This window comes from Aeromonas sp. Y293-4, from assembly GCF_027705905.1.
In the GTDB taxonomy this organism is placed as follows: Bacteria; Pseudomonadota; Gammaproteobacteria; order Enterobacterales; family Aeromonadaceae; genus Aeromonas; species Aeromonas veronii.
Genome location: NZ_JAPDCI010000035.1, coordinates 1 through 11,543, shown reverse-complemented (window position 1 = coordinate 11,543; position 11,543 = coordinate 1). Strand labels below are relative to the sequence as shown.

Sequence of the window (11,543 nt, the reverse complement as noted above, 5' to 3'; positions counted from 1 at the left end):
TGCGCTTGTTGTTCGGTCGGTTCGAGTCGGAATTTGTAGGCTTTCAGAATTTGCATTTAGCGCTCAGTGTGTAGCATTGTCGGAGGGAGTCCCCTTTCGCATTTAAGATGGGGCGGAAGAAGCTCGTAATGCTGGTGCCCGTGGGCCGAAGAGTGCTCGACTTGTTGGCGATCCCCTTTAAGCTGTGTTGTCTCACCACGACATTAGGCGAACTACAGTTGGAAACTTTTATCAAGGGTATTGTGTTTGCCGTTGGAGTAGTCACCACTTCTGGGTGTGCCTCATTTTATGCAATGAACGATTACAAGGGAGCTGTAGCAAACTACGTAAACCAGCGTCAGGAACCGCTAGGGGATGACGAAGACTTCTTTGTCGAGTGCATGCTGGATAAACAGTACAAACTCAGCTTCAACAGCTCGATAAAATCTTGCGAGTTCGATGTCAGTCAAAAGGTAGCTCATAGGGAGTATGAGGCACGTGTAGCTACTGGGGAGATTAAGCCGCTCAGCTCAAGCTAATTACTGGAACTTCGCCTTAGGACTATCGACGCGTTCTACGGCACAAATAAATAGAGGAAAAACAGATGGATATGGAAGCGCTGAAAGAAGAGATCCGCTGCGCCATGGATGGTTTTGGTGGAAGTGACATTGCATGCGCCGCCGCCTGTCTCGCGTTGGAGAATTTGGAGCCTGCTCAGGGAGAAAACTGGGCTTGGGTGCAATCTGTGTTATCTGGCTGCCCTGTGGCTAAAGAGGCCGCCCTCGCTGTGCGGCGGGAAATGGACGAGAGAAACATCCTCTCTCGTGCTCCAGCTCAAGAACGCTTTGAAAGCTGGCTGGCGAAGAATGCCCCATACCTCTCTCTCCTTTGGGACTTTGAAAGGCATGAACTGAGTCTATCCATGGTCGATAGCTACCTTGCTACCGCATCCCACGGCCAAGCGATCATGTGTCGGTTCGCGGCGGGTGTTTGGCTGGGGAGAAACGATTACCGGTTTGACATGATCAATGCTGCCGGGGTTCTGGATGACGAGCAAAAGGCCGCTATCGCAGAGTGGTTTACGTCACCTTTCTGGCCGTAGGCCGATATTCCATGAAAAACGACATGGAACGAGCACAAGGGAAGGAGCGATCAAGTCCGAAATGTAACGAAGTTAAATATTTCTCTCTATAACTTACAACAAGTTATGGACGGTCATCTTCGGGTTTTATGACTTGTTCGCATGTTCCTTAGGGCTGTACTCAAACAATAGATCAGGGATAAACGGAACCAGGCGATGGCTACAACTCGTTATTGAAAATGGCAGGTATCCCGTAAATAAGGGTACCGACATCGGGCAAATGTCCCACCGCGACACCCACCAGCTAGACCGGTAGCTCCCGTTCCAGGCAAACCCGGTGGCCAGCCCCGGCCCGTCGGCCAGGCTCACCCCGGTGGCCAGCCCCGGCGGCTTGGTCTTCTAGGCGCCCGTCGGCACGCAGGCCTCGATGTCACACCACGACAGCCACCAGCCCAACCGGCAGACTCCAGCTCCAGGCGCCCGGCGGCCAGCCCGGCACCGGCCCGGTGGCAACGCGGCTCAGGTTCCGACATCAGCCAAAGTCCAACCCCGACACCCACCAGCTAGACCGGTAGCTCCCGTTCTAGGCAAACCCCCGGCGGCCAGCCCGGTCCGTCGGCCAGGCTCACCCCGGTGGCCAGCCCCGGCGGCTTGGTCTTCTAGGCGCCCGTCGGCACGCAGGCCTCGATGTCACACCACGACAGCCACCAGCCCAACCGGCAGACTCCAGCTCCAGGCGCCCGGCGGCCAGCCCGGCACCGGCCCGGTGGCAACGCGGCTCAGGTTCCGACATCAGCCAAAGTCCAACCCCGACACCCACCAGCTAGACCGGTAGCTCCCGTTCTAGGCAAACCCCCGGCGGCCAGCCCGGTCCGGCGGCCAGGTGATACTGGTACTGACATCGGGCCAATGTCTCACGGCGACACCCACCAGCCAGACCAGCAACTCCAGTGCCAGGTAACCGCGTGGCCAGGCGCCCCGATGGCCATGCCCGGTGAGCTGTCAGATCACGATCCCTTGTTCAATCATCCCGACTAGATCTATCACGGCCTCCGTCCCTGGGATGGAGTCGGACATCTCGATGGGGCAGTAACCACCCAGCCCTACCGCTGGATTATGGAGCCATCTCTTAGCTGCCACAGTATCACCGTTGAATAGTCGACAGCCCGCATCAATGACACGAGCCAGACACAGCAGCCGAGTGCTTTGGTCAGTCGTAAGCCGAGTGGAGGGGGCCCGCGCTCTACGTGCAAAGACCCTCCTGTTGATACCGATCCGTTCCCCAATCGTCTTTTTGTCAGTGCTGATGGCCTCTGCGAGGGCCATTAGATCGGCATACGTGAATCCTGACAACAATCGACGATGCATTTCCAGCGCGTTCCCGGTCATCTGTAAGTGCGTGAGCAGGCCTTCTTGACCACGGGTGGCATTCGGGAAGTTAACTGGCATGTGAATCTCCTCCTGGGTGGCTTGATAGTGTGGAGAGAGCTGGTTCCAAGTGCAATGGGCCAGCAATAACCCAGATAGCGCGGCAATATTCGGCGCCTCGGATTGCACCTGAACTCTTTTATAAATATTATTGGTTATCCTAATCGGCAACACATAGGCGTTTATAAAGGATGGGCAGGACGGCTAGTTTTTACCACAAACGTGACCTTGCGGTGCTCTTGTCTCTTGGATCGGCAATGGTCTTTGCCTTCAAGGCAAACTTCATCATAGGCATGCCTACGTCTCAGTTTTCCGGTTGCCTAAGCCAAAAGATTTTTCTTGTCAGCAAGAACGAGCATGAGGTCGTTCATGGAGGCATCTACGCGGTCACCCTTGACCGTGATGTGTTGATCGCCAAGAAGGGGGCGAAGCTCTTGAAAATCGTCGCGGCACGCGGCGGAGATACTGTCCGAGTTGAGGATGATGGTGTCTGGGTGAATGACAAGACATTTTTGGCGGTGCCACTCCAAGGGATTGCGGGGCGCTTAAAGGTCGATTTGGGGACGCTGAAAAAGACGATCACAGTCCCGCCCCACCAGCTCTATCTGGTAGGTAATACCGACCGTAGTTACGACTCACGATTCTGGGGAACCATTGATGAAAAAAACGTTGTTGGCCGCGCTGTTGCTATCTGGTAGTGCACACGCGACAGATACCCAATCCCCCCCGCAAATGGACCTGGACGCTATCTCCCGTGATATGGCGATCAAGGCCAACGCCATCCGGCAAAAGGCGCTCAACGACCCTGCAATGCAGGGGATGTATTCGCAGGCAGAAACGATTACTGATGAGCAGCGGGCTCAGGCCGAGGCAATGACGCATGACGCCATGAAGAAGGCCGCCTCGATAGCGACGACAAATCAGATCGGAAGCGTGCTGGGTAACCTCGACAAAAAGGATCTCGTCGCGGTACTCGGTGCAGACAGGGAGAAGGCAAGGGACAAGCCTGATGCCGCCGCCAGCGGCAATGGCATGATGTTCCTGTCAATGTCCATGCCGGACAAGGACATGATGGCCGCCCTGGAGGTTGCTGCCAAATACTCCATGCCCGTTTCATTCATCGGTTTGCTCAAAGGTACCAAGACGATCACTGATACCTCGGTCAAGCTGCGTAACCTAGCCCGCCAGGCCGGGGTGTCAGAAGACCGCGATCCTGAGGTGCTGATCAACCCGGTGGGGTATGAGCGGTATGGGGTAAACGTTGTGCCGACGATCATTCGGGACATGGGGGATGGCACATTCCATCGCCTAGAGGGCTCTATCAACATCAACTATTTCGAGGACGCCATTGCTCAACAGATCGGGAATGACCGCCTTAACCAGCGCGTCGGCCCGACTTGGCAGATTGAAGAAATCAACCTGATCGACGAGATGAAGCGCCGGATGGAGTCGATAGACTGGGAGGCCAAGAAAAAGGCCGCGGTCGCTCGTTTCTGGCAGAACCAATCCATGCAATCCCTGCCTGCGGCAAGCAAAAGCGAACGCTGGATGATCGACCCGACCGTGAAGGTGGTGAAGGACGTTGTTGATAACAAGGGAAACGTCTTGGCGAAGGCTGGGACCGTTGTTAACCCCCTGGCTCAGGTGTACGCGCCTTTACGCATGATCGTTATCAACCCTCAATCTCAAGTTGAGCTCGATTGGGTCAAAGACTACCGGGAGAAAAACCCCTTCGGTGGGCAGACGATGGTGTTGGCCACTGATTACAGCAAGGACCAGGGGTGGGACGTAATGAAGCGTGCCAACGAGTACCTGCAAACCCGCACAAGATTGGTCCCCCGCGAGCTCATAGAGCGATTCCACCTCGCCGCCACCCCATCGGTCATTACCACTTCCGGCAAGGTGTTCTCAGTCGAACAGATCGCGATAGCGGTTGAGGAGAAAGGCGAGTGAAGCTCATTTTCATAGGCATTGGTTTCATCATGGGGATCTTCTTCACCATGAAGTTTCCCCAGGGGGCCGCTGATATAGCGAACTGGATCATGCAAAATCAGATCGTCACGGAGATCTTGAGATGAAGCGACTCCGTGCAATTTTGGCCGTGGCACTCGCCACGGTTTCCATTTCTTTGGCTGCGGCTGAGGCTGGCAAGGATTTCAATCTCGACTGCGAGGACGGCAAGATTTTGACTGGCATCATCGACAAAATCTGTTGGTCGTGCGTGCTGCCGATGCGGATCATGGGTGTCGGTCCCAAACCGGCTGGTGCGGCCAGCTCCAAGCCTGTCTGTATGTGTAACGACAGCAACGGGGTGCCTGAGATTGGTTGGCAGCTAGGTTACTTCCAGCCAGCTCGTATCGAAGAAGTCGTAAAGACGCCGTGGTGCTCCCCCTTCCTCGGCGGCATCAAACTCCAAGACAGCTCGTTTGAAATTGGTCGGGAGAAGGCCTCGAATCACGTTGATAACCCTCAGAACGTGTTCATGGACTCGCACTACTTCTCTTACCCGGTGTTTCAGCTCCTCAATTTGCTCATGATTCCCGGCTGTGCTGGGGACAATCATCAGGACATCGATCTGCTCACGATGTCGGAGATCGACCCTCTGTGGTCGAATGATCTGTTGACCTTCGTACTCAATCCGGAATCCGTGGTGTTTGCAAACCCGTTGGCCTTGGCATGGTGCATGGCCGACTGCGTGGCCACTACCGCAAACTTTGAGTCCGAGAAGAACTACTTCTGTGCCGGTTGTGACGGCATGATCTACCCGCACACGGGTAACATCCACGGGATCAAAGACCCGGTTCAAAACTCCAGCCTGCTCGTGCAACGTCAACTGGCTGCGCTCCATCGCCGGGGACTGGCTGAGAAAACGATGGGGGAGGATGAAATGTGCGGGAGCACATATTCGTACTTTGTCCCGCGCTCCCAATACAAGGTATCGATGCTCTATCCCGTGCCCGAGTCCAGCAACAAGCGTCCGCTCTTCACTCCCCCCAAACAAGGGGATGGCTCCGGCACCACCATGCCTTCCAATTTCATTCTCAATGAGAATTGCTGCCATCGGCTAGGTGAGTCGGTGCATCAGTGGTCAACCATGAAGGGAGGCCGCTCGCGTCCGGGGAAAGAGAACTACGTCTATATGATCTGGCGCTATGTCGATTGTTGCGTCACCTACAAAGGAGGGGTTTGATATGCAGCAAGACGGCGGGCCGTATGGGAGCACCATGAAGCACACCTCCTTGAGTGTGTTGTTCACCTACTTCATCGTTTTTGTGTTCCACCCAGCTTTCATGGCGGTCGGCTTGGCCGCCATGATGAGCCCAGGGAGGGCGCTTGCCGCGCAATCAGATGAGCTGTACCAAAACCTCAAGTCAAAGTACCAGCTGGACACTCCGGACAATGATGTGAGCAAAGAAAATGAAGTGCTCGACATCAAGCAGAAGTATGGCAAGGGCAGTGGTGGTGCCGAAGAGGTGATTAAGTCCCTGCAAAAGTACCAAGGACAGGACCACACCGGCGCCAAGGTCGACATGGGGAAATACCAAGGGGGTAACTTCTCCTCCGGTTACCAGAGCACCTACAACGATGCCGCAGCTGGTGGGGTTGGCATCAACTCCCTGTCCATGCCAGGCGTGTCTGGCAACAACGTCAGTGTTAACTACGCACCACAGGGTGGCGTGAAGCTTGAGCGTGATGCGAAAGGAAACATCACCAATACCAAGGTCGGCGGAGTTAAGACCAACAACGTGAGCTCGGTAGTTGGGGCCGAGGCCAACAATGCAGAAACAAGCTTCCGTGCCAAAAACACCTATAACCCACACAACGAGGACGACCTCATCAGAGAGGTAAAATCCACGGTAAGCAAAGCCCAGGAAGGTGGCAATACTTCCGACAGTGTGGCGTACCGAACCATCATGGAGAGCTACCGCTCCAACAAGCCCCAGAACATCAGTCGTGACGATCCCGTATTCCTCGGTGCCAAGAATGCGGTCGATGATGCTCGCTTGCAGAAGGGGCTCTTTGAAGGCTCCTGTCAAAGTCTGACTACGACCACGACAAAGGATACCCATTACCCTGATTGGCGTGAGCACCGCTGTTCTGCCCCGAAAAAGGATAACTATCAGTCCTGTGAACTGAAGCGCGATCTCAACGTGCCGGTGTACATTGAGGGCGGAGATGGGGAGATGTCTATCTGTGGCCCGAACTGCGTCAAGATCCGCATCGGTAAATCAGGCGACAACTACTGGAATGGTGCCGCCTGCGGTATCTTCCAAAATGCCCTTGACCTGAGATTCGCTGCTGGCGCAAAGGTTCGATCTGCACTGATCACGTTGGCTGAATGGGATGACCATATGGAAGTGAAGATGGGTGATCAAACCATCTTCTACCATGTGGATGGTGCAATGCGTCCCCCCTCATACCCGTTCCCGCCCGCCGGAATAAACTGCGAGACCAATACAAGCTGGTATACAGGTGACGGCAGCGGGTCCCGCCGGGTGGGTGGGTACTTCGACGTTACCAATCTGGTTGAGGCCGCATTGTCGAACGGTGGCGAACAGGTCATCAGGATGTCTCACCGTGTTGCAGTTGGTGACGGGGGGGAAGGCCACTTTGAGATCACCCTGCACTTTGAAGACATGGGTTTCAGGGATGACCACATCCAGATCCCGGCGGGCTGCTATGACGCTGTGCTGAAATCGGATGGAACCTGCAAGATGGACAAATGGCAGCCGCTCGATGTCGGTACTAAGCGCCTGCCAGCCAACATCCTCAGCCTCGGTAAGCCACTCTTCCCAGGCGATAAAGGCTACTTGACTTGGCGGGCGAACGCCGAAGGCTACTTTTGCGACCCGCTTGCCCAAAGTAAGCTGGTGGTTGGTGACCAGTCCTACTCATATGAAGATATTAAGAACATGCCGGACGGCTGTGCGGCAGAAAAAGCAAACCCGATGTGCATCGAGAAATCCAGAGACTGCGTGCCTGGCTGGAATGACTCCGGTACTGGCCAGTGCTACATGGAAGAAATCGTCTACGAGTGTGATGAAGGAAAGACCGTATCGGAGATAGTCTCGAACACCACCAATACCTGCGGTGAGCTTCCCTGTATCGGCAGCGATTGCAGTGCCGGGGCTCCGGAGGTGAACCAAGACTTTGCGCAGGCTGCCGGGTTATTGCAGGCGATGAGTTTTCTCTCCGCAGATGGGAACTGCACCGCAGCCGACCCGTCGCAGTGCAAGGTATTCCCTGGTGAACAGAAATACTGCGGGTGGGCTGTCGGCGTAGTGGGATCTTTAGCCGATACAAACTGCTGTGAAGCACCCCAAGGTGGCCCAGATATGCTATCGGCAGCAATGTCGGCCTTCAGCATCATCAGATCGATGAATTGGCAAAAAATTGCTGCGAACGCGAGCGAATTTACTGGTTCAACCAGTTTTAACGCTATATACAACGGAGTTAGCGAGTTTGGCACCACTATCGGTAATGCCACTGCCAGCGCAATACAGGCGGCAGGGGAAGCGATGACATCTGCCTCTAATACGGTGATGAGTTCGTTGGGGCAAGAAGTTGCCTATGAGGGGGCGAAAATGGGCGGTGGGGAAGCTGCGAGGCTGACGATGGATGAACTAATCGTGGCAGCACAACAAAAACTCATGGGGGCTATTTACAACACGCTGGGTGAGGATCTGGTGGGGAGTCTTATTTCAGAGAAGGTAACAACGGAGGGCACAACATACGCCTTGACTCCCTTGGCCGGCAATATAGTCATGGCATTGAACGTGGTGATGATTGCTTACACCGTTTACAAGGTGACAATGATGATTGCCCAGATGCTGGCTGCTTGTAAGCCGGAAGAGATGGCTACTGCCAGCAAGATTCATGAGAAAGCCTGCTTCAAGGTTGGCGGAGAATATTGTCTTAAAGAGATAAATCTGGGTGTCAAAAAGGTATGTGTAAAGCGGGCTCAAAACTACTGCTGTTACAGCTCTATGCTCCCACGAATTGTGATGCAACAGGCTGTTGTCCAGCTCGGACTTGCAGACTGTAGCGGAATAACCGTCGCCCAGTTGCGAAAACTGGACTGGTCAAAAATCAACCTCACCGAATGGGTGGCCGAAGCAACGTTGGGCGGTGCGCTGCCGGATGGGCAGGATGACTTGACTCTGGAGGCCTTGACCGGCACCGGGCATGTTCTTGCTGGTGGAAAGGATCGAGATAACACTCTGGAGCGCCTGAATAATAGGTACTCGGATGACAAACTCATCAAAGCATCAAGTGAGACGCAAGACCTGCTCCAACTGGAAAGTGTGGACTGTTCTTACTTGCCGAGACCTGCAATATGTAAATTTCAATAATGCTGTTGATTATCCGCTTGGGATAACATAGAGTATTTATCAAATCACTGTTATTACGGGCTTGAGGGAAAGACATGAAGGTACAACTGATTGCTACAACCGTTTTGGCCATGACCACCTTGGCAGGCTGTTCCTCCACCCCCAAGGATATGGGGCTGCCATTCGTTCAGGATAAGAGCAAGAGCGTTGCGTTGAACGTCGCTGCTTATGCCGGTTACCCGTATCTGCTGCAAGATAACTCCTACAGCAAAGGGCTGGATACTGTTGTTACCTCAACCAGCAATACTTTGCTGCTGGCAAATGACCTGAGTGGGAGCTTGGGTTCTATCGGCGGCGGAGCGCTTGGGGCTGGTCTGGGCCTGATTTCCGGTTTGGCCGATCAGTATCCGCTTGATGTGGCAGAAGTATTCACTGCAAAACTACAGCCCGGTGAAGACTATAAATCGGCAGCCACGGTGATGCGCGTGCTCAAGGCCAACTATGAGAAGCGGGGCGTTGGTTCTGCCGATGGTGAAAAACTGCGGAGTCTCTTAGCTAAACCCTCCCTTGCAGACTATGTGTGCGAGCCGACAAACGTAGATGATTTCGATTTTTCATGTTTCGACCCGGCGGATGACCGGTATAACACCTATGTGAAAGCGACTCGTCCAGCCAACGGTTTGGAGTTTGCTGAGGTTATGCCGTTGGACAAAGGAAACTACGGTGTCTTTGTAATTCGTAACGGCAGGGGCTCGGTCTTAAATCCGAAGAAGGATGCGATGGATGCTTACTTCTATCTGAAAAAAGGCTCCTATGTCCTCGGTAACTCCAACACGATCCTGCCGCGTGTCGCACCTCGTGAAGATGGCAAGCGCCTCGTATTCATCGACGGTAAGGCGACCCTGATCTGATGGCCAGCCAACACTTGAGAGTGGCCCAGGATGCTCTGCGCGGGGCCAGGACAATAGGCGACTTGCCCTCTGCGGAAACCTGCATGATCGCCCTGAAGATCGCGACAGTGCACATTGCGGAGCGGGTAGAGTGTTCGTTCCATTCCGCAATCAAATCGGGAGCCCCGGTGTACCGTGCATTCAACCTCACGCACCGAGATGCGAAAGCCCATAAGCATGCCAATTTGCTGATGCTCAATGGGTTGGATGTGCCGGTGTCCTTCTGCGAAGGGGAGGTTGACCAGTCACAACTGCAACAGTTTCGTTACCGGAGCATCTGCAATTGAGCCGGGCGAGAGATAGGGGGCCTGGGAAGAAGTAGGCTCCCAAAATAGTTGGCCCCAGCGCTGCGGGAACAGTGCTAGGGCCGTCACCCACGATGAGGAAGCCATCATGAGAGGTCAAAGCGTATCACCCAACCAAGGTGCCCGACAAGCCGAGATAGACGCAGCCCGCTATGCGGCAAAGATCGCAGTGACGTTTTACCGCTGCGGAAAGCGGAAAGTAGGGGCAAAGCTTTGGGATGAGAGCATTCAGGAAATGCGATAACAAAGTTGATTCAAAGGCAGCCTTATCTGAGAAGGCTGCCTTTTTACATTCTACCCAGGGGGTTATGTGTCTAAGCGAGAGCCTTTGACGATAGAGGTCGCGGCAGAGCGGCTATCAGGCATTGTCAGTGCACAGTACAAGTGGCCGGAGTTGCTGCCTGGCTGGCAATTAGAGTTCATTGCGTACCCTGATGGTGATCTCGATATGGATATGCTTCACCCGGTGGCCGGGGTGTTTTGGTCCGATGATAATGAGCCTTTGCCTCTTCCCTACAAGAGTGATGAAAGCCCGATAACAGTCTGGGATTTGTTCGCCGTGAAGTTGCCGTACATGACTGCATTTGGCTATGCAACGGTTGTGGACAAGCCAAAAGACTCGCACCTCAGCCTTGTTCCCGGTGAGCAGGTGTAGGCCTTAATAGCCGACAGCCAGAGGTGATAGAGTTTCAGAATTCTTCCGGAGGACAGATCACGAACGAGCTTCACAAAGCTGTTGCGTTCCGGAGTTGGCAATACGCTTAGCCCCTCAGCGAGTTTGAGGGAGCCCTGAAGGTCTATGGTGCTGTACACCCTGGAGACCGAATCCATACCTGCATCGCTACAGCAATAAAGCGTTTGAGGAGAGGGTGAGATGGTGAGTCCTCGCATCAGTGCGGCGGTCTTGCGCCCGAAGGATTCGATGTAGAGCAACGGGAAGGAAGCGTTCGCGGCAATCCACGGGAGGTGGCCAGCAATGGTCATTTCGATCACCGTGACCTGCTCCAGAAAAGAAGCAGGCAATTTTACATAGACGCCAGGCGGCGCGAGTAGCGTAGACCGGCCTGATTCGATTTCGTGAACCCAGCCGACACCAGGGGCCATTCCGAACTTACTCCCTACGGGCTTTGAGCCAGCGATCCGTTCTATACCCATGATCTCGATGTCTGTGACGGACATCGCCCTGCAAGCAGTACAGTGGGTGTACGGGAGCTTGTAACTATCAATACCGGTGTAACCGACATGACCAAACGCCTTTGCTGGGCGCTGGCAGCATGTGCACGCAGCATCCGTGCGCTCCGACTTACCAAGCGCGGATTAGAGGATCCGCGTGAGATTGTTGTATAGCAATTCAATGGGGTCTGGCACCGTTACCCTCCCGGTTGTACCAATTTGGGGTTCTAGGGATTTTCCGTCCAAAAACGACAAAGTGCTCTGGAGGCCCCGCCGTCTGTGGCCTCCAGAGGGG

Annotated in this window: 12 protein-coding genes; 10 read left to right on the top strand and 2 right to left on the bottom strand. The window is 54.5% G+C overall.

Going from position 1 to position 11,543, the window contains the following annotated elements; genetic code table 11:
• Window positions 1-56, bottom strand: a 56-nt coding sequence (locus OKC31_RS21745) for a helix-turn-helix domain-containing protein (RefSeq protein WP_210557697.1), incomplete at its 3' end; no start/stop codon positions are given.
• A 72-nt stretch (window positions 57-128) separates the two neighbouring features.
• Between OKC31_RS21745 and OKC31_RS20950 the strand changes: the two genes are divergently transcribed.
• Window positions 129-518 carry a hypothetical protein gene (locus tag OKC31_RS20950; RefSeq protein ID WP_270657641.1) on the top strand — a complete coding sequence of 130 codons (390 nt, stop codon included), beginning with the start codon at window positions 129-131 and terminating at the stop codon, window positions 516-518.
• 65 nt (window positions 519-583) lie between these two features.
• Window positions 584-1,081 carry a hypothetical protein gene (locus tag OKC31_RS20945; protein ID WP_270657640.1) on the top strand — a complete coding sequence of 166 codons (498 nt, stop codon included), beginning with the start codon at window positions 584-586 and terminating at the stop codon, window positions 1,079-1,081.
• Window positions 1,082-2,062: 981 nt separating this feature from the next.
• Here OKC31_RS20945 and OKC31_RS21740 read toward each other — a convergent pair.
• A complete protein-coding gene (locus OKC31_RS21740; RefSeq protein WP_442865766.1) occupies window positions 2,063-2,449 on the bottom strand; it encodes an antitoxin Xre/MbcA/ParS toxin-binding domain-containing protein in 387 nt (128 codons plus the stop codon).
• A 296-nt stretch (window positions 2,450-2,745) separates the two neighbouring features.
• Between OKC31_RS21740 and lepB the strand changes: the two genes are divergently transcribed.
• From lepB to OKC31_RS20905, 8 genes are all read left to right on the top strand, one after another.
• A complete protein-coding gene (lepB, locus tag OKC31_RS20940; protein ID WP_270657638.1) occupies window positions 2,746-3,186 on the top strand; it encodes a signal peptidase I in 441 nt (146 codons plus the stop codon).
• Window positions 3,146-4,441: a TrbC family F-type conjugative pilus assembly protein gene (locus OKC31_RS20935; protein ID WP_270657636.1), complete on the top strand. Its 1,296-nt coding sequence runs from the start codon at window positions 3,146-3,148 to the stop codon at window positions 4,439-4,441. The genes lepB and OKC31_RS20935 overlap by 41 nt, the downstream gene beginning before the upstream one ends.
• Window positions 4,438-4,566 carry a hypothetical protein gene (locus OKC31_RS20930; RefSeq protein ID WP_270657635.1) on the top strand — a complete coding sequence of 43 codons (129 nt, stop codon included), beginning with the start codon at window positions 4,438-4,440 and terminating at the stop codon, window positions 4,564-4,566. The genes OKC31_RS20935 and OKC31_RS20930 overlap by 4 nt, the downstream gene beginning before the upstream one ends.
• Entirely contained in the window at window positions 4,563-5,678 is a 1,116-nt protein-coding gene (locus tag OKC31_RS20925) for a TraU family protein (protein ID WP_270657634.1), read from the top strand. Before OKC31_RS20930 ends, OKC31_RS20925 begins: the two co-directional genes overlap by 4 nt.
• Before the next feature lies 1 nt (window position 5,679).
• Window positions 5,680-8,841, top strand: a complete 3,162-nt coding sequence (gene traN, locus OKC31_RS20920; protein WP_270657633.1) for a conjugal transfer protein TraN — start codon at window positions 5,680-5,682, stop codon at window positions 8,839-8,841.
• Between the two features lie 74 nt (window positions 8,842-8,915).
• The gene (locus OKC31_RS20915; RefSeq protein ID WP_270657630.1) at window positions 8,916-9,731 is read left to right on the top strand and encodes a hypothetical protein; all 816 of its coding nucleotides are present in this window, start codon (window positions 8,916-8,918) and stop codon (window positions 9,729-9,731) included.
• 83 nt (window positions 9,732-9,814) lie between these two features.
• On the top strand, window positions 9,815-10,057 hold the full coding sequence (locus OKC31_RS20910; RefSeq protein WP_147277432.1) for a hypothetical protein: 243 nt from the start codon (window positions 9,815-9,817) through the stop codon (window positions 10,055-10,057).
• 346 nt (window positions 10,058-10,403) lie between these two features.
• Window positions 10,404-10,730 (top strand): hypothetical protein, encoded by a 327-nt coding sequence (locus OKC31_RS20905; RefSeq protein WP_270657628.1) that lies wholly within the window; start codon window positions 10,404-10,406, stop codon window positions 10,728-10,730.
• Window positions 10,731-11,543: the final 813 nt, after the last annotated feature.